At 42.4% G+C, this 20,421-nt stretch carries 14 protein-coding genes; 9 read left to right on the top strand and 5 right to left on the bottom strand.

Annotation, left to right across the window (positions count from 1 at the left end):
• Positions 1 to 450: 450 nt before the first annotated feature.
• The 3 genes from Q6344_12410 to Q6344_12400 form a co-directional block, all read right to left on the bottom strand.
• Positions 451 to 2,616: a sensor histidine kinase gene (locus Q6344_12410; protein WLG13389.1), complete on the bottom strand. Its 2,166-nt coding sequence runs from the start codon at positions 2,614 to 2,616 to the stop codon at positions 451 to 453.
• A gap of 102 nt (positions 2,617 to 2,718) precedes the next feature.
• A complete protein-coding gene (locus Q6344_12405; GenBank protein WLG13388.1) occupies positions 2,719 to 3,441 on the bottom strand; it encodes a response regulator transcription factor in 723 nt (240 codons plus the stop codon).
• Between the two features lie 297 nt (positions 3,442 to 3,738).
• Positions 3,739 to 5,031: an HlyD family efflux transporter periplasmic adaptor subunit gene (locus Q6344_12400; GenBank protein WLG13387.1), complete on the bottom strand. Its 1,293-nt coding sequence runs from the start codon at positions 5,029 to 5,031 to the stop codon at positions 3,739 to 3,741.
• A 689-nt stretch (positions 5,032 to 5,720) separates the two neighbouring features.
• Here Q6344_12400 and pilG point away from each other — a divergent pair.
• The 9 genes from pilG (at position 5,721) to Q6344_12355 (ending at position 19,094) form a co-directional block, all read left to right on the top strand.
• Positions 5,721 to 6,098, top strand: coding sequence for a twitching motility response regulator PilG (gene pilG / locus Q6344_12395; GenBank protein WLG13386.1), 378 nt, complete (start codon positions 5,721 to 5,723; stop codon positions 6,096 to 6,098).
• Between the two features lie 282 nt (positions 6,099 to 6,380).
• Positions 6,381 to 6,743, top strand: a complete 363-nt coding sequence (locus Q6344_12390; protein WLG13385.1) for a response regulator — start codon at positions 6,381 to 6,383, stop codon at positions 6,741 to 6,743.
• Between the two features lie 3 nt (positions 6,744 to 6,746).
• Positions 6,747 to 7,277 carry a chemotaxis protein CheW gene (locus Q6344_12385; GenBank protein ID WLG13384.1) on the top strand — a complete coding sequence of 177 codons (531 nt, stop codon included), beginning with the start codon at positions 6,747 to 6,749 and terminating at the stop codon, positions 7,275 to 7,277.
• A gap of 177 nt (positions 7,278 to 7,454) precedes the next feature.
• Positions 7,455 to 8,867 (top strand): methyl-accepting chemotaxis protein, encoded by a 1,413-nt coding sequence (locus Q6344_12380; protein ID WLG13383.1) that lies wholly within the window; start codon positions 7,455 to 7,457, stop codon positions 8,865 to 8,867.
• A gap of 112 nt (positions 8,868 to 8,979) precedes the next feature.
• Complete coding sequence (locus Q6344_12375; GenBank protein ID WLG13382.1) at positions 8,980 to 9,954, top strand: CheR family methyltransferase; 975 nt, start codon at positions 8,980 to 8,982, stop codon at positions 9,952 to 9,954.
• Positions 9,955 to 9,984: 30 nt separating this feature from the next.
• A complete protein-coding gene (locus Q6344_12370; protein ID WLG13381.1) occupies positions 9,985 to 16,893 on the top strand; it encodes an Hpt domain-containing protein in 6,909 nt (2,302 codons plus the stop codon).
• The gene (locus tag Q6344_12365; protein WLG13380.1) at positions 16,883 to 17,887 is read left to right on the top strand and encodes a chemotaxis protein CheB; all 1,005 of its coding nucleotides are present in this window, start codon (positions 16,883 to 16,885) and stop codon (positions 17,885 to 17,887) included. The genes Q6344_12370 and Q6344_12365 overlap by 11 nt, the downstream gene beginning before the upstream one ends.
• A 17-nt stretch (positions 17,888 to 17,904) precedes the next feature.
• Entirely contained in the window at positions 17,905 to 18,420 is a 516-nt protein-coding gene (locus Q6344_12360) for a hypothetical protein (protein ID WLG13379.1), read from the top strand.
• 146 nt (positions 18,421 to 18,566) lie between these two features.
• Positions 18,567 to 19,094 (top strand): cytochrome b, encoded by a 528-nt coding sequence (locus tag Q6344_12355; GenBank protein WLG13378.1) that lies wholly within the window; start codon positions 18,567 to 18,569, stop codon positions 19,092 to 19,094.
• Positions 19,095 to 19,203: 109 nt separating this feature from the next.
• Here the strand turns inward: Q6344_12355 and minE are convergent, their stop codons facing one another.
• Positions 19,204 to 19,494, bottom strand: coding sequence for a cell division topological specificity factor MinE (gene minE / locus Q6344_12350; protein ID WLG13377.1), 291 nt, complete (start codon positions 19,492 to 19,494; stop codon positions 19,204 to 19,206).
• Positions 19,494 to 20,309, bottom strand: coding sequence for a septum site-determining protein MinD (minD, locus tag Q6344_12345; protein ID WLG13376.1), 816 nt, complete (start codon positions 20,307 to 20,309; stop codon positions 19,494 to 19,496). Before minD ends, minE begins: the two co-directional genes overlap by 1 nt.
• Positions 20,310 to 20,421 lie beyond the last annotated feature (112 nt).

Here is a 20,421-nt window from a genome sequence, read left to right as displayed (position 1 = left end):
ATAATAAGGGGCGCTAATATAGCATATTATCGAGCACTTTGGATATGAACATCCGTGACAGGCTTATGATTAATAGCTATTAGTAAGAGGGGTTTTGTAGAATGTGAGTCACGATGATCGAGTAGAATGAAGTGTTTGTTCATAGCACCTTATATAGTAGATTCAATTTAAAAGTAGTACTGCGTTAACCTCGCTTGAAGTATTAAATATACATCTACACTCGGTTGCCTTGTACTACTTTTAAATTGAATCTACTATAGCATCGCTGACTAGGTCGTGTCCTTATTTTAAAAATGGTGATAAAAATGAGATAAATCGCCGTCAAACAAGGAAAGTAGCACAAATAATATCGAGATATTGATACGCTATTTGACGATGTCTGGCAAAATTTAGCCATTTTTAGCCATTTTTAGCCATTTAAGGGTTAATAGATTGGACTGAAGGCACGTCCTAGTCATGCTGGTGATAATGTGGGTCGTGCTTGACTGGTATAACAACTAAAAACCTGGTATGTCCATTCAACGTATCAGTAATGATGCGCCCTTGATGGGCGGTAACGATTTGTGATACTAGCGATAAGCCTAGTCCAGAGCCTTTATTTTTTTGTTGCAACCGCACAAATGGGCTAAATACTTCTTCACGTTTGTCTTCTGGAATACCCGTGCCTTCATCAATCACTGCCAATACTGCATATTTCGGTAATGGGCGTACAGGATCGGTCTTGGCTTTTTTTAGATGCTTGGCAAACAAGCCTTCTTTGCGCGGTGTACTGAGTACTTCCGTAGGATTTTGAGTGTTGTTTTGAGCATCACCCTTGTCGCGTGTATTGCCACCTTTATTTATTATGGCACCTTTGGATTTAGGAATTGCATCATTCAAGGCAGTACTCTTAGCGTCATTGATAACTGCAGACAACTCTTCAGTGTCAGGAACTGCTTTCCAAACCATCTTTTTAATTTTGTCAGTCAAATCATTGGTAAAGTTATGATAATTAGCAATCAATGAGGACGCACTGGTGCTTCCAGCTGTATCGTTACGGTGGACTAAGTCTGTTGCAGTGCTTGAGTCAGTTTGAATACTATCCGCATAAGTAGATTCTGTTAAGGTCGCGTGGGCTTCAATAGAGTCAATGTCGCTGTTGGTATTATTAATATCAGCCTTATCGATTTTAGTCTCTATATTCACATCGGCATCGGTATCGGAATTGAGATCATGCTCAACCGCAATATTTTCTCCGTTTCTATATATCGGTGGTGCTGGCAACACAGTCATAGTATTTGGGGCTTCAGATTTAACTTTATCAGTAATATGAGAAGAATCATTTAACTGCGTATGAATATGAGTATCGTTTTCATTGACATCGATTGGTTCGTGATAGGAGTCAAAATCAGAGCTATTATAATCGGCAAAGCTACTGCAGAGTATCGTTTGTAGCAGGTAATCAGGTATGGTATCTGCTTCATCAATAGTTTGCACACCATACAATAGTACCGTCACGGGTGGCTTGCCGTGTAGCATGGCATTAGTTAACAAGTTACGAATCAAATGGGTCAACATTGATGATTGACCATCGATCACAATATGTTCACCAATGAGCGTCGCTTCAGGATAATGTTGCCGCTCTTGATTCACCAGATCGTATAAGTCTAAGCTTTCAACTTGCTGCAAGGCATGACCGGCGTCTAAACGACTCACCAGTAGGATACTCTCTACCAAATCATTGAGCCCTGACAAATCGCGGTTAATCGCTTGCGCACGTTTATCAAACTTTGCTTTGGTATCAGCTGGTAGCGCCCCTGCGAGCATATCCATCATCTCAATCTGTAAGCGAATACGAGTAATGGGGGTACGTAGCTCATGAGAAGCATGTGCTAAGAGCAGGTTATTGGCATCGATAAGGTGTTCGATTTTTTGTGCTGCTTGGTTAAATCCACGCGCTAGTGAGGCGATCTCATCGTTACCACGAGCATTCACCCGTACGGTAAAATCACCATCACCCAGTTGCGCCATCTGCTGGCTCATTTGATTGATGCGCCAAGTGATGGTACGAGCAATCCACCATAGGACACCTGCCATAATAAGTAACAGCAGTAGTGTGCCAGTAAATAAATTCAGCGCAGAAGAGAGTACTGGTTTTTTAGGCGGTAAGCGTGATTCATACAAAAGCGTATAGCCGGTGCTGCTATAAACCTGAGCTTGCTTGGTAGGGGAGGTGTCTGCGAGAGAGGGAAAAACGCGTGAAAATAAAGAGGGCGGTGCGGGCAACTCCAACGGCAAATCGCTGTTATCCGTTTGCATTAGCAATCGACCTTCGCTGTCATACAAGCCCATCTTTGCCTGCAATGACTCATCAAAGATATCAAAGCTCTTTTTGACCACTGCTAGCATAAAGCGCGCTTGCAAGCGATTGTCCTCGCTAACAGAGATATTCAGCTCATGTAAGAAAGGGTCTATTTGTCCTAAAATCTGAGTGGCCAATACTTCTGATCGAATACTTGCATCTTTATCGTGCACAAGTTGCGTCAACAGCACCATCGCCACTGCAAATAAAATAAGTGCCAGCATGACACTGGCAAATAATTTGGCAAATACCGAACGAAATCCCAACTGCTGCATTAAACCATCTCTACTATCAGCCGTTTATATCGACTCATACTTCTAATTTGCATAAAAAAATCAGAAGTATGGTTTTTATCGATTGGTTTGCCGCTTTTGTGATCAAACCTGATCAGTGGCAAATTGATAACCAACACCGCGTACCGTAATAATACGTTTTGGCTGGCGTGGGTTATCTTCAATTAAAGCACGCAAGCGCGAGATATGAACATCAATCGCGCGATCGATATTATCTGAGCTGTCATCATTGGGCATGGCTTGCCACAGTTGCTCGCGATTCAATACTTTACCAGAATGGGTGGCAAAGTAATGCAATAATTGAAACTGATGCGTCGTTAAACGAACAGGCTCATCGTCGATGGTCACTTCATGGCTGTCAGGAAAGACACTCAAACGACCAAAGGTCAAGCTGTCAGACTGGCTATCTGCTTGATTGGGCTGCTCATGACGGCGAATAACAGCACGGATTCGAGCGAGAAGCTCGCGTGGCTCAAAAGGCTTAGATATATAATCGTCAGCACCCATCTCAAGACCTAGCACGCGATCGGTGGTATCGCCTTTCGCTGTCAACATAATAATTGGTACTTTATTGGTCATGTTGTTTTTATTGCCGCGAATTTTTTGACACACTTGCATACCATCCATATCAGGTAGCATTAAGTCAAGCACGACCAAATCAATATCACGCTCTTTGGCATCCAATAAATCAAGCCCTTCTTGACCAAGCCCTGCATGATGGACGTCATAATAATTCATGGTCAGGTAATCGCTGATTAACTCAGCTAGATCAGGATCATCTTCGATTAATAAAATCTGCTTGCTCATGGGTTATCCTCTAGTTGTTGTTATGGTTGGCCAAACGTTTCATCTGTTTTGATATTTTGTATCACGATAAATACATCGCTGATTTTAGGATCTTAAACAGTTAAACGATTAAGCCTCTAGGTTCTCAAACTTTCTAAGATTTCTCAAACTCTCAAGATATTGAATCATTTAATACCAATGATTCAGAATACTCGGTTAATGCTATATATTATACGGTCATATTGCCTAATAACGCAGTTACAAAACAAGAGAGGCTTTGTTAATGTTTCTACACAATGTAACTGTCGGCATGCATAGCTATGAGACATTGACTTTTTTACCTTTAGCATCAGCCGGTAAATCAGCCAAACAAATCAAACTATCGTTGCTAATACCCGCAATTAAATACTGCTTTGTGATAGGGTCATATTCGACTACTTCAATAGGCTGGCGTGTCAGGCGCTGATCCTGTCCAATAATCCACACGTTAGCAGTCAACGGTGACAGAGGCTTATATGGTGACGTTTGTAATTCTGTCAAGTCAACATCGTGCAACGCGCGCTTAGGTACGATAGTGCCCACATCTATTTGACCGTAATTAACCCGCCCCGTGACTTTCATATCTGGCAATAACTTGTCTCGACTTGCTTCATTGTCAATGACGTTAACATAGACCAACAGCTTTTTCGGCTGGCTGGTCGCGGTCAGTTTACTGACTTGTCCTGTGAACTGTTCCGACATACCTTCAACTGTAAAATTGACAGTCTGACCAACCGAAAGTTGCGGTTCTGCTTGAATAGGTAGGGTCGCGATAAAGTGTAATTTAGTTTCATCGCTAATCTGTAATAAAGGCGTGCGCGCCTCTAGTTTTTGACCTGCTTTGGCATATAAGTTTTTTACACGGCCAGAAAAACTGGCACGCACAGTGATCAAATTATACTGATTCTGCTGCGGTTTTGAGCTCGCCGTGCTATTAGCGCTGGTTTGGTAATTGTTTTTAAGGTTGCCGACTGCGTTTTTAGGAGCGCCCACTGTGGCGTTTGCTGCTGCCTCTTCTTTGTTAGCAATTGGGTCGTTTTTAGTGGTTGTTGCACCATTTTCTACTGTAGGCTGATTGGGTTTTGAGCTAGCGTCTGTTTTTTGTGAGTGTGTCTGCTTTACATCAACCGCATCGTTCGTCATCTCAGAATCTGGGACAACGCTGTTCGATTCTGAAGGTTGTTTCTTGGCTGGGTTGGATGCATCTGCTGTTTTGCTTTCTGATTGCACGCGTCGAACAATAAGCAGCGGCATATCTTTTTCTACCCATTGACCCTCAGTAACCAGTATTTCTTCGACGTTAATGGGGTATGCAGCGATAAGCTTAGTCTGTTTGATAGGTTCGATCTTACCTTGTAAACCAAGACTGGGCTGATAACGTGAAGGTTTTATGCTCAATATATGATCTGGCGTCATGGTCACACTATCGTCGGTAATGACGATAGGGGTATCTACAGTCTCACTGTTTTCTGCAGTCACAGGCTCATTGGTAGGCGGTGATGGCTGACAGGCAGCAAGAAGAAAAGCACTCAGTAGATAGGTGCTATTTTTTAAAAATTTAGAAGCCGTCATAGCAGTCACCATAGTAGTCATCGTTTTATTATATAGTGAATTGCAACTGGGTGAAATAAGTGCAGAAAACTTAATAAACAGCTGACATTAAGGCGGCTAAATCCAGTCATTAGCTAAGGTAGGAGTGACAGCAAGTCTGAACAAATTTTTATATTACTGATCAGTTCGAATATTGGCCTACTCATAACTGGAAATTAGTCGTTAACTGTGCTAAAACAAACATAACAAAATACAATGATACATTTTTATCACAAAAGAAAATTATTCAGCAATGTGCCAAGCGTTTCTATATAATGCAGAAATATCATAAGGTTGATGGTTCTTCTGCTTCGGGCTTACCTCTTTTATCGTCAAGGTCATCAGTAATAAAAGGTACTTTACCTTGTTTTAGACCAAATACGGTTGCAGTGGACGATAATAAAAGCAAAATAAGTCGTCTAAAAAGCCATAGGTTTGGCGCAATTTAGTAAGCTTATTAACTAGAAAGTGCGTATAGTAGCCCATGTTGACGCTCTGTTTGACAGGCAGATACTGGCAGATGATATGTCGACTGTCATAACATATGGTAATGCAAATTTAGCGTCTCATATCAGTCCAATAATGGATGATATGACAAGTTGAAATAACCGTTAAATTTTTGCATTGATGGATGGTATTAAGAATAAATAGTCGTTTATAGGACACTGATAATGGAAAATAATTTTGATGGTTTAAAAGTAATGGTGATTGATGATTCAAAAACCATTCGCCGTACCGCAGAGACTTTATTGCAAAAAGCGGGTTGCGAAGTTGTGACCGCCATTGATGGTTTTGATGCTTTAGCAAAAATTGTCGATAACAATCCAGATATTATTTTTGTCGACATCATGATGCCGCGTTTGGATGGCTATCAGACTTGTGCGCTAATAAAAAACAACCCTGATTATGCCAGCAAACCTGTGATTATGTTGTCGTCTAAAGATGGCTTATTTGACAAAGCGCGTGGTCGTATTGTGGGTTCAGATGAGTATCTGACCAAGCCATTTAGTAAAGATGAGCTGTTCGAGGCAATTAATCAGTACCGCTAATATAAATAAGTCCGCTTGTAGATATATCGTTAAATATCGTCTTACAAGTTGGTATGATTTATGCATTGCTATGCTTTATATAGAATCAGATAAATTAGGCTAGGCATTACGGTTAAGAGATTTAGTATTGATAAAATATTACTAATAACGGCTCAATATTTAATCGAAACTGTTAAGAGAATTGCCCTGCCATTCATGGTTGGCGTGCTACTTTCAGTCGGATTGTCTCAATAATATAACAACATATCCTTATGGATACTTTCGAAAATAAAGGAAATTCCTATGACTACAGTTTTAGTCATTGACGACTCACCATCTGAGATGGCGAAATTTCGCGACATGCTTGCCAGACATAATTTTAAAGTATTAGAAGCGATAAATGGTGAGCAAGGTTGCCAGATGGCCATTGATCACTTGCCAGATGTCATTTTAATGGACGTGGTTATGCCTGAGATGAACGGTTTTCAGGCCACTCGCAAAATTACTCGAGGTAAAACCACCGCGCATATTCCAGTGATTATGATCAGTACCAAAAATCAGGAAACCGATCGAGTTTGGGGAAAACGCCAAGGCGCTAAAGAGTATATGGCAAAGCCTGTTGACGAAAATGGATTGGTTAATATCATTCGTAAAGTAATGGAGTAGATTGTGGCTTCCAGAGGGTTTATTGAGCTTCTGCGTTTAGCAGACTTGGCACGCGCGCGCAAAAGTGGTCGCCGCGGTGGACAAGAGTATGACTGGCAAGGTGTGGTATTCGAGATTGGCGGACAGCGGTTAGTTGCACCGATGGGTCAAGTATCAGAAGTATTGGCCATGCCAGAGTATACCAGCTTGCCTCTAGTGAAGCCTTGGATGCTAGGCATCGCCAATATTCGCGGACGCCTATTGCCAATCACCGATTTGTCTCAGTTTCTACAGGTTCCTAGTCGTTTAACGCAAATGAGCCAACGAAAAGTCATTGTCATTGAACATGACAATCTCTTTTCAGGACTGTTAGTAGATCAAGTTATTGGGATTGAACAATTTACGCATGATCAATACCGTGCCGAAGCTATAGAGCCTAATTCGCCCTTTGCTCCTTATAATCACGGTAAGTTCTTTAAAAATGAGCAAGATTGGTATGTTTTTATGCCAAGCCTGCTCGCACAAGACTTGCAGTATACCGATGCTGCAATATAGCAGTCGATAACAGCTATCTGGCTGCTATAACGATGACGAAATAATAGCGAATGACATGATACGGTTGGGTGTCAGTATTCATACAGGCTTTGCTAATCACTGTTGTTTTTATAACAATAAGATTGTCAAAGTCAGTCACGATGAGACTTTGATGATTGTTTGAAAGGAATACGTACGATGAGTGATGTTATAAAGAAACCTGTAGCTGGTACGACCAATACAACAGATGGCAAGGACGCTAATAGCAAGTGGAAGTTATTGTTAGGGTTTTTTGTGCTAATCAGTGTGGCCTGCCTGATTTGGCTGGTCAATTCGTTATCGTCAGTAAGTCAGTACTTGGCTGATTTTAACCAATCCGTTACTTTACCAGCGATTATATTTTTCGTAGGGGTATTAGGCATCCTTTTTGCCCTGTATCAGTTACTGAAGCAGCGTGGGGGATCAGAGCGCCTACTCATTGAAAAAGAAACCTTGCGTCGTCGTCAGGAAGCAGAAGCGGAATCTGAGCGAGCGCGTCAAATTCAAGAAGAAAATGAACGTAACCAGATTGCTATTCTACGCCTACTTGATGAATTGGGTGATTTAGCAGAAGGCGATTTGACGGTTAATGCCACCGTATCAGAAGATTTTACTGGAGCAATTGCTGACTCAGTGAACTTTGCGATTGACCAATTACGTCAATTGGTTTTAGTTATTAACAACACGGCTGACCGCGTTTCGCAGTCTTCAGACCAAACACAGATGAATGCAGTCGAACTTGCTGAAGCATCTGAGCACCAAGCACAAGAAATTGCTGGTGTATCGGCGGCTATTAATGAGATGACAGTATCGATTGACCAAGTTTCGAACAACGCTTCAGAATCGGCGACTGTTGCTCAGCGCTCAGTAGCCATCTCTCATAATGGAGCGGAAGTTGTACAGCGCTCTATTGAAGGTATGAACGTGATTCGTGATCAGATTCAAGAGACCTCAAAACGTATCAAGCGTCTTGGTGAGTCTTCGCAAGAAATTGGTGATATCGTTGGTTTGATTAATGATATTGCTGATCAGACCAACGTTTTGGCATTGAATGCTGCTATTCAGGCATCGATGGCAGGTGAGGCTGGTCGAGGCTTTGCGGTCGTTGCTGATGAAGTCCAACGTCTTGCTGAGCGTTCAGCTAACGCTACCAAGCAGATTGAAACCTTGGTGAAAACCATTCAGGCAGATACCAACGAAGCAGTTATGTCAATGGAATCGACGACCTCTGAAGTTGTGCGCGGTGCACGCTTGGCAAAAGATGCTGGTGAAGCCCTAGAAGAAGTGCAGAGCGTTTCTAATACCTTGGCTGACTTGATTCAAAACATCTCAAACGCTGCTTTGCAGCAGGCAGAATCTGCTGGTCACATCTCTCATACGATGAATATTATTCAAGATATTACCTCACAGACCTCTTCTGGCACAATGGCAACCGCGCGCTCTATTGGTGAGCTGAGCGAAATGGCTGCAGCATTGCAAGAGTCAGTCACTGGTTTTAAAGTATCGAACGATGATGAGCTACTAGAAAACGAGATGTTGGACACCGAAGAAGCGTTATCAGCAAGTGTGTAATGACAAGTGTTAACGTCAAGTAGGTGTTAGACCACTGACCGTCTTTAAATTAATGTGTTAATAATATACTGTGCAGATACGATGATTTGCAGCAGTGACTATAGCAGGTGACGTGAATAATTTTACTCAACCAGACAGCAATTCTATCAAAGCAGCCAAACCCTCGTTGATTAAGGGTTTGCTGCAGGCAGACAGTTTTGATGTGCAGCAGTGGCAGCGATATATAGAACAAGAGATAGGTTTTGTTCTACCCAATGTCCAGCTGCAATGGTTGATAAATGCGATTGAACACACGGCATTATCACATGGATTGACAGTTGAAAAGCTGTGGTGTCAACTACCAAATAATGATGAAATACGCCAACAGTTATTGGATAAAGTACTGATTCACGAAAGTCGTTTTTTTCGCCATATGCCTTCTATCGATTTTGTCACAAAGTGTGCATTACAGCATCAGCGCCAGCAGCTTACTGCCACTAGTACTGATCGTGGTCACAACAATGATGCTAATGATTTATTTCGCATTTGGAGTGTTGGTTGTGCCAGTGGGCAAGAAACATGGTCATTGGCGATGAGCTTGGCTTCTGAACAATTAATTACTTATACGATATTGGGTACAGATGTTAGCCAACAAGCCATTACAAAAGCACGACTAGGGCAGTATGATAAGCGGCAGCAGTCGTTAATTCCAGACCTGTGCCAGCAGTTCGTTCAGCCATTGCGAGCTAAGTGTGATATCAGCCAATCGCACTTTTATAAGGTATCTACCGCAAAAAAGGCGATGACTGGCACTCAGACCGACTGGCAGATTGCGCCAATGTTACGACGCTATGTTAGCTTCGCTTTACACAATATTATTGAGCAAAAACCACCTACTTCGCACCTTCAGCATGTCATTATCTGTCAAAATATGCTGCTATATTTTCGCAAGTTTGATCAGCGTGATATTTTGGCAAGGCTATCAGAGCAGTGTGCGTTAGGTGGATATATTATATTGGCTCCAGGTGAGGCGTTGTTTTGGCGTCCTTCAAATATGCGCCGTATTGCGCACCCACAGGTTAATGTGTGGCAAAAAATTAATGCCTAGATTAGTGCCTAGACAAGTTAGGATAACCCTATGAAAAACCAGCCCAATGACATAGTGACGCTTGAATGGTTATTACCACTGTTTAATCAGCAATTATCACAGATATCTGATGGCTGGCAGTTAGACGCTGATAGCGCTGATTATGAGCAGATGGTGCAACATTATCATCAGGTTGGCGGCGCGCTAACGATGATTCGCCTTAATTTGTTAGCAGATCTTGCCAATAAACTGAGCTTGCTGGCAGATGTGAGCAGTCGCGAGCGTATTTCTGCTAACGACCGCCGCATTGGCCAGTTTTCTCATCGCTTACTACAGCGTGAGTTGAATCAATACGCAGGTATGGGTAATCACAACACCGTTTTAATTGATAATGCTGCTGAGGAGCTTACTCAAGCACTATCGAAACTGGGGGTAGCGCCAGATATCTCGGTCAGCTTGGCGAATACTCAGCATAAGAATCTAAATAATCATGCTATCGATGATCATATTATCGATGGTATCAATAGCATCGAAGTGATGATGCCGGCGAATAGAACGGCGACGCATTTAGCTGATTATCACTATCAACAATTATTACTGGTTTGGCGACAGCAAGTACAAGCGTTATTGAGTGCCAATACCAATCAACCGTCCTTATTGACTACACTAGAAAGAGTCAGCCAATACTTATGGCAGACCACTCAACATGATGACTTACAACGCCTTTGGTACTTAACGGAACTGTGGCTAAATGACCTTGCTCATAATGATACCCCATTACCTGAGCATTATGCGTCATTGCTAAGTCAGCTGGATCAAGTAATAGAGTCTCGCACTCAGCAAGCTGAGTTGTCATCAAGCGTTATTCGAAGCTTAATCATAAGGGTGTATATCGAACTAAATAGCCTTGCTCAAAGTAGCAAGCGCACTCAGTCACTTCTAAATGATTTGTCGCAAACGTCGTCAACGGGATCACGCTTTTTACCACGTATACTCAGCGAACTTGAGACACTTATCTTTACTTTGGATAAGCCAGACACGCTTCTCGTTCCTTTACAGAAAATACAAAGTCAACTCGAAGGTCGAGGTTGGACTTATTATGTGTCGCAAATACATGCAATTGTTACAGACATAGAGCAGGCTCTATCATCAGAAACAGGATTTACACAAGAACAATGGCAGATTGAGCGTCAGCTTCAAGAGCTATATAACGCTATCTATCATACTGAACAGACGATATCTCTCAAGATAGGGGATGCCGCTTCTTTTACGACATTGTCTGCAACGTTTGAAGCTATTGAAACGCAGTCAGAAGAAAGTCCTGCGACGGCTTCTGTTGGTGGAAGTTTACGTGAGCTGCGCATCGCGGTAGAAGATGTCAAACAAAGCTTTCATGAATATGTACAGCGTCAAGACATTGACTTACTGCCCATTGCTGCTGATTTTACCTATATTGGTGATGCTTTTGCCGACATGGGATTGCCATCAATTCGTCAAACCATGAATGATATGGCAAGCATATTTACACAATTGACCATTCATGAGATTGACGTACTCAGTTGGGATGTGACTCAGGCATTGGCTGAAGGGCTAACGTCTATTGAATTGTTGCTTGACTACCTTGCGCAGCAGGTTTTTGACCAGCAGCTATTAATGCGGGCAAATGAGTATACTGCGACTGCCGCCCAACTTCTTACTCATTATATTGCATCGCCAGAGACCATTAAAGACACTTTCCTTACCCAAAAATCCGTAGCGACCAACGTATTGCGTTACGATGATAGTGGCGAGATTACTCCTGCTAATAGTCAAAATGATTTTGCTAACCAAGCTTTGACTGATGTAGATAATGAGCGTGTGGTAGGGCAAGATACGGCTGATGATGATAGTACCGAGAGTGAAACATTAACGCTTGCTCGTGAGCAAGTTAAGCCTGATAATTTTGAGATGGATGCAGAGATTCGTGACATCTTTATCGAAGAGGTGACGGAAGTAATTGCTGATTTAGAAGACTTTTTACCTATTTGGCAGCAAGATTCAAAGGATTTAACCCCACTCACTGAAGTGCGTAGAGGGTTCCATACCTTAAAAGGCTCAGGACGTATGGTTGGGGCTTTTAGCATCAGCGAGATGGCATGGTCGATCGAAAATCTGCTCAATCGTCTTTTAGATAAGACGCTGCCTGTCACAGATGACGTCGTAAATCTGGTAATGGATACGGCAAAACGGCTACCAGCATTAGTGGTAGATTTTGAAGCGCAGCAATCTCCAAGCTTTGATCCTGCTATTACTATTCTACAAAGCCATAATCTCATGACACAGCAACCTATCAATGCTGGGCTGACCATATTAGATGCTGTCACTGCTGATTCAGACTCAGCATTAGAACTATCGCCTCCATTCGATGATGATGCTGAACTGCTAACTGCTCTCGACATGAGCAATGAGTCAAACGAGACAACTGCTGATAGTACAAAGAGCACTGCTGTTGCTTCCTTATCTGCTATTGATATTCCAGCGATACTCGAACCCTTTATGCAAGAAACCGAGCAGCTAGCGGCAGATGCTCATGATGCCGATCCTGATATTAAAGAGATATTTTTAGAAGAAGCTGATGAAGTATTGGCTGAGATTGTACCTTTATATGAAGATTGGCGATTATTGCCAGCTGACTTAAGCGGATTGGTGGATATTCGTCGAGGGTTCCATACCTTAAAAGGTTCCGGTCGTATGGTCGGTGCAAATTATACGGCTGAGCTGGCTTGGGCTATAGAAAATATGCTTAATCGCATTTTGGATCATAGTGTGACTGTCTCAGCAGATATGCGTCAGCTTATTGCTGATGTGCTAGCTGCCTATCCTGCGATGCTAACAGTATTTGAAAATGACAGCCAAAACTATCCGGTGATGGTGCCTTTATGGATCGCATGCGCCAATGCCTACAGCAAACAGCAAGGGGACGAATTTAGCTATTCTGCCTTGTATGAGCAAGCATCAAATAGTTCTGAGGATGAGACCATCCAAGCGTCAGTACTATCGTCTGCTATTGATGAGCATAGCCCGACCCAAGATAATCTTAATACAGCGATAGATACCACGCTGCAGACGATTAATTCTGTCAATGAAATGATAGCAGAAGCGCCTATTTATTTAGCACCGCAAAGCGAAGAAGAAAAAATGTTTTGTGAGATTTTTATCGACGAAGCAGAAGGACTGTTGCAAGATATTGACCAATTCGTTGATGAGCATCAAGATCAGTCTTATATTGAAGTGACGGATGAGATTGTACGCGCGTTTCATACCTTGCGAGGGGCTTCAGGTTCTAGCGCTTTAGCAGCGATCAGCGAGGTTAGCGCAACGATAGAGCATAGCTTAGAGCTACTGCAGCAGCAAGATACTGCCATGAATGCTCAACATCTAGAAGCATTGGCGAAGTCTGCTACGCTAATGGACGGTTATTTAAACAACTACAAGCAAAACGTTCAGCCACAAAATATATCGATCGAAGATGCGCAAAGTCAGCAAGACATAGCCTCATTGCAAGCCATGCTTGGTGATCAATACGTCATTAGCGATGATAAGGTCACGGCTGATAACAAACCAACGATAGAGCAGTTGTTAGATAATAATATTGATGAACTATTGGATGCTGAGTGGGAATTAGATGACGCACTTAATCACTCTGAGACAGCACATGTTCAGGGCTATATATCGCAGCAAATATCGCAAATAGCTTACTTAGCCAATAAAGCAGAAGCGTTTCCAAAATTCACCTATATTCTTAATGAGTTGGGTCACGCTTATGCCTATTTGAAAGATAATATTGATACAGCAAGAAATATCGATACCCAAGCGGTTTTACACGCTGGTCATGCTCAATTGGTTGGTTTGTTCGACGCATTGGCTGGTAGCACGTCATTGAAGATTGACCAACAAGTTATTGAAGATCTACAACGTATTTACCAAGACGATGATAGCAATGGTGATGAGAGTGTCTTTGTCGTGAGAGCCGTTGCAGCACCTGAGCTACAGCTTGAATCTATTGATACTGATGCTGAGCTATTAGAGATATTTTTAGAAGAAGCTCAAGAGCTTGATGCCGCGCTGGATGAGAGTTTTAATAAGTGGCGTACTGATATCAGCAATATAAATGCGCTAAAAGTTTTACAGCGCCATCTGCACACTATCAAAGGTGGTGCGCGAATGGCAGGTATTCGTAGTATTGGTGATCTGACCCATGAAGCTGAAAGTGTCTATGAAGCATTCGTAGAAAATAGAAGAATACCGACAGCACAATGGCTTGAAATAATGCAAATAGTGCAAGACACAATGTCGTTGCAAGTACTGCATATCGTAAATCATAAAAAATCATTTTTTGCCTCAGCGCTGATTGAGCAACTACAACAGTTTGTAAAAGCCCAAGCCTTGCCAGAAATGGTAGAGCTAATCATACCTATACCGAAAACCCACTTCGAACCTGAAGCACAAAGCGGGGTGACTAACAACACTCACCTCAGCGCTGACGTATCGGATACCTTGAGCCTAGACATGATGATTAAACAGTCATGGGCGAATGGTTTGCCAGATCCTGATATATTGTCGGTGTTTTTAGAAGAAGCTGAAGAGCTCACCAATCGTAATAAGTATCTGCAACTGTTCTTAAAAGATACCAATAATACGACAGCATTACAGGCATTGCAGCGTGATTTGCATACCATCAAAGGTGGCGCACGAATGGTCACCGCAGCTGGTATCGCTGATCTGGCACATGAAATGGAATCGGTTTACACAGATTTTGTAGATAATCGTCGTCCTGCTACCAAAAAAGTATTGGAGTTGCTGGTTGCCAGTCATGACTGGCTTGCTGATGCGATCTCTATCCTTAGACAACATGTCAATCCACCGACGCCTGCACTATTGATTGAGGCATTGCAGCAATTTAGTAAAAATCCTGACAGCTTAAAGCAAATCCCTAAAGAATCCCTACAATCGCAGCATGAAGCGCTCTTTATTGCTAGAGAACAGCAAGACTCACAGTATCTGGCAAAAGATATTAGTGAGATGCCTTCTATGCTCAGCAGTACGGGTGAGGAAGATCAGAGTGCCAATAATAACGAGATGATTCGTATCTCAGGTGGTTTGATCGAGCATATGATTAACCTGTCTGGTGAGTCAGCCATCAACCGTGCTCGTATCGATATGGGCATGAGTAGCTTGACCAATAGTATCGAAGATATGGGTATTACGGTACAGCGCTTGGCTGATCAGTTACGCCGAATGGAAATCGAGCTTGAGGCGCAGATCTTGTCGCAGATAGACGATGAGCTGATTAATCATGAAGGGTTTGACCCTCTAGAGATGGATCAATATTCTTCTTTAAATCAGTTATCCAAATCTTTGACAGAGTCAGCCTCAGATTTGATTGATATTAATCATACTTTATTAGAAAAAACACGAGACAGTGAAAGCCTTTTATTACAGCTGTCTCGTACACAGACCGAGTTACAAGATGGGCTTATGAATTCACGTATGGTGCCGTTTACGCGCTTAACGCCACGTCTTGAGCGTATCGTACGACAAACTGCCAATGAGCTGAATAAATCTGTTGAATTAACGATCATCAATGCCGATGATGAGATGGATAGAACCATTCTAGAGCGCATCACTTCACCGCTTGAACATATGCTCCGTAACGCCGTCGATCATGGCATCGAAAATACCTCAACGCGTTTAAAAGCAGGTAAAGAGCGTAGTGGGCGTATTACTCTTGAGGTAAATCGAGAAGGTAGTGAGATTGTCATTCAGTTAATAGATGACGGTCGCGGCATCGATGTAGAAGCCGTTCGTAATAAAGCCATTTCTCAAGGCTTGATTGATGCAAATGATAACAGCCTAACTGATCTTGATATCATGCAGTATATTTTCCATGCTGGACTGAGTACCAGTAAACAAGTGACACAGATTTCTGGACGTGGTGTGGGCATGGACGTGGTCATCAGCGAGATTCGTCAATTAGGTGGCGCTGTATCAGTTGTTTCAGAGCTGGGTAAAGGCTCACGCTTTACGATGCGCTTACCACTGACGGTTGCGGTATCTGATGCATTGGTTGTGCGTGCCGCGGATCGCTATTATGCGATACCTTTGGTACAGATTGAGCGTGTGGTACGGATTAATCCAGAGAAGCTTTATGACTATTACCAGTCAGGCGATGCAACGTTGAACTTTGAAGATGTTGATTATCGAGTGCGTTATTTAAATGAAATTTTGTCAGGCAATGAGCTGAATGAGCTGGTCGTTAATACCAATACCAGTTTGCCACTCATTATCATTAAGAATCGTAGCGGACAAAATATTGCATTGCAGGTTGATCAGATTGCAGGGTCACGTATTGAAGTCGTGGTCAAACCTCTAGGACAACAGTTATCGAATCTACCAGGTATTTCAGCAGCGACTATCATGGGCGATGGTTCAGTAATGCTTATCTTAGACCTGATTGCTTTGATGCGTAATGCGCAGTTGGTCAAAAATATCTCGCAATCTGCTGATTCTAAACGGAGTCGTTTAGAGTTTAAGTCTACTATTTTAGTGGTTGATGACTCTGTTACCGTACGTAAAGTGACGTCACGTTTCTTAGAGCGCCAAGGGTTTACTGTGGCGGTGGCAAAAGATGGTGTCGATGCAATTGAGATATTACAAGACATGATACCAGACATGATATTGCTCGACATTGAGATGCCACGCATGGATGGTTTCGAGGTGGCTACTCAAGTGAGACACAGCAAGCGCTTACAACATATCCCAATCATCATGATCACATCACGTACAGGTGAAAAGCATCGTGAGCGTGCACTGGAGATTGGTGTGAACGATTACATGGGTAAGCCATTCCAAGAACAAGAGCTACTTAATAAAATCCAGCACATACTGGGTCAAAAGGTCAGCTTAACTTATGAAGGATAATGCACGTGTTTTGGCGCTAAGAGGAAAAAACAAGGATGATATTAAGGTGATGGTAGTGGCAGAAGACCATCATCAGCGTATGGCCTTTTCAGATACTGTACGCAGCTGTGGTTTTAGCCTTGTTGGCTGTATGTCACGGGCGCAACTGCAAGAAAAACAGGGGCGCTCTGATACCTCGATTGACATCTGGCTAATAGATAGTGATTACGACGACAGTGTGGTAGCCGCGACCACGGCGTCTAAACCTGCTGCGGTGTTGGTGGGTTTTAGTCAAGCACCTTATCTAAATGAAGCGCCGCAATATGCCAAATGGCAGCGCAAATTAAAGCGTAAGCTGGCACATATGCTGGCATTACCCGTTTTAATGGATGCACCCGTGCACAAACCTGATAATGCTGATGCAGACTGGCGCTATGTGGTATTTTTGGGTGCTTCTATGGGCGGGCCGAGTGCTATAAAAGAATTTTTGGATAACTTATCGGCGACGCTACCGGTGTGTATTTTGCTGGCGCACCATTTTAATAAAACGATGATTGGCACACTGCCACGCATCCTGAATCGCCATAATGACTGGCATTGTCAGGTGATTACTTCTTCGCAGCGTTTAAGAGCAGGTCAGTGTCTTATAGCTCCTATTGATAAGCAAATTGTTTGTGACTCTACCGGTCGAGTCATATTGCTAGAGCAAGCTTGGGAGGGTGAGTATAAGCCCGCGATTGGTCAGATTCTCAAAAACACCAGCGACGTTTATGGTAGCGAGCTTATCAATATTATATTTTCTGGCATGGGTAATGATGGTTCGCAGTATCTGGATCTCATTCAAGAAAATAACAGTCAATTGTGGGTACAAGATCCCAGCTTAAGCGCTTGCCCAAGTCAACCTCAGGCGATTATTGATTCAGGGTATTGTGGTTTTATTGGCAGTCCAGCGGATTTAGCACAAAAACTAACAGATTATATTGATGAAAGATTAGTAGTAGCCTCTTTGCATTAACTGATTGTGAGCGATGTATGAAACAAATTTTAAAACATTCGTTTGAGGCAGTGAGTTTACTGACCACAAATAACGGTATGCTTGATGTCACTATTGTGCCAGCATTTGACCAACCTGACTGGCTTATTCCAAGCAGCCTGATTTTGAGTGTGGATGATTATAATGAGCGCACGGCAACCTATGAATGGCAGCAGCAAAAGGTAGTGGTATGTCACCTGCTACCACAGGATCAAATGCCAGATACCATGATTGTATTAGAGGGTAATACTACCGATCATCGCTTAGCTTTACAAACGGCAGGCGAGCTGCACCAGCGACAAGTGCGTATTTCTGAGGTTAAAGATATTGACGTTCCTGAGCAATTTAATAGCTCTAAGCATGCCGATAATATAGACAGCGACAAAACAGCCCTACCTTTTGATGAAAACGTTATGCTATCCTATCTTTTCCAAATGGTTATGATCGATGATAAAGCTTATTTGGTGCCCGACTTAGACAAAATTGCGCATCAATTGGTCGATTTAGACAGTTAGCTTCTCGCTTATATCAGGGTTTATTTCTACTATCAGAGAAATAGGGTTACCCAATTACTTTGATGATTGCTAATCGTTGAATGAGTGGTTGTTTTGTCAATAACATTGATGATAGATAATTAGTGATGAGGGTAATAGGACAGCTCATGAATAGTAGCAATTCAAATGTGTCAAAGTGGCCAGTCAGCAGCCGGATATTTCACTGGATCAGTGCAGTTTTACTGTTGGTTACTTGGATAATGATTTTGTTGTACGATAATCTGGATAACAATCTTTATATTGGGTTGCATAAAGCGTTTGGTATTAGTTTGTTATGTTGGATGATAGCACGGGTGCTTAATCGTGTATTTATTAAGGCGCCGCCACCTGTACCGATGCCAAAGTGGCAGTTATTAGCCTCTAAACTGTCGCATTTTGGCTTATATGCCTTATTAATTGCAATGCCAATAGCTGGTTTGCTGATGTCCGTTTATGGTGGACGCCCCGTCGATATTTTTGGCTTGTTTCAAATCCCTGTATTTGTCACACCAGATAGAGGGTTGGCACGCTTTTATAATGACCTGCATACTGATATTATTTGGCCGACCATTATTGCCTTCACACTTATTCATATCGTTGCTGCTCTATATCATCAGTTTGTCAAAAAAGACAATTTAATAGCGCGTATAAAATAATAGTATCAAAATAATCGTAGGCTGCTATAGGTAAACTTACTATTTCATGCCATATAAAAAAGCCCTAAGTTATGATACTTAGGGCTTTTTTGTTTTTCTAAGACAGCGCTTATTTTTTGTGTTCAGGTAGACTGATATTCATCTCTAATACGTCTAGGCTGTCCTCAGAACGATGATTGATATTCACATCATCAATCTGTACGCCATTGACGTATTTGTTGACCACTTCTAAAATCTCACGTTTCATTTTTTCGATACGATCAGCTGTTAAGCGGTTGTTTAAGCGATTTTCGCTCGCAACGATAACCTTAAGACGCTCAGTAGCCATATTAGCGCTACCTGCGCTACCACTGTCGTCAGTACCAAATAGGCTACTCCAAAATCCTTTTTTCTTCGTCATCATTGACCTCCAAACCAGCGCTGTAATAGACTCTTTTTCTTCACGTCAATATGACGTAGTGGGCGTTCTTCACCTAAGAAGCGGGCGACGATGTCATCATAACATTGACCAGCAACTGAATCGGTATAATGAATGACAGGCTCACCGTGGTTAGATGCTTCAAGCACTGAGTGACTTTCAGGAACAACCCCAAGTAACGGAACTTTTAGGATATCATTTGAAATGGTATCAATGTCCATCATCTCGTTAGCGGCTGCGCGCTCCGCATTATAACGAGTAATAATCAAATGCTCACGTACAGAGCCTTGGTTTTCTTCAACCTTTTTGGTCTGGCTTTGCAAGATACCGATAATACGGTCTGAGTCACGCACTGAAGAAATCTCAGGGTTGGTGACGATGATCGCTTCATCAGCATGATACATGGCGAGTTGTGCACCGCGCTCAATACCAGCTGGTGAATCACAGATAATATAGTCGAACTGCTTAGACAGCTCAGACATAACCTCTGCCACCCCTTCGTCTGTCAGGGCGTCTTTATCACGCGTTTGACTGGCGGGTAGGATATACAAGTTTTCAAGCTGTTTGTCTTTGACCAGTGCTTGCGACAAGCGTGCGCTACCAGTGATGACATCAACAAAATCATAAACAATTCGGTTTTCACAACCCATGATTAAGTCTAGATTACGTAGACCCACATCAAAATCGATAACGACTGTCTTATAGCCACGCAATGCTAAACCTGCGGCAAAAGAGGCACTTGTCGTGGTTTTGCCCACACCGCCTTTACCTGAAGTGATTACAACTATCTTCGCCACAATGGCACACTCCTATGAATCAATGGGATATCTTTTATATAAAAAAATAGCGCAATTGCACATTATTCACATGCTATATATACACTACCTGCGAAGGTAGCCTAGCATAAAT

The organism is Psychrobacter cibarius (genome assembly GCA_030686115.1).
GTDB classification, from domain to species: Bacteria; Pseudomonadota; Gammaproteobacteria; order Pseudomonadales; family Moraxellaceae; genus Psychrobacter; species Psychrobacter cibarius_C.
The sequence above is the reverse complement of the archived record's forward strand: the minus strand, read 5'-3'. Positions and strand labels throughout refer to the sequence as shown.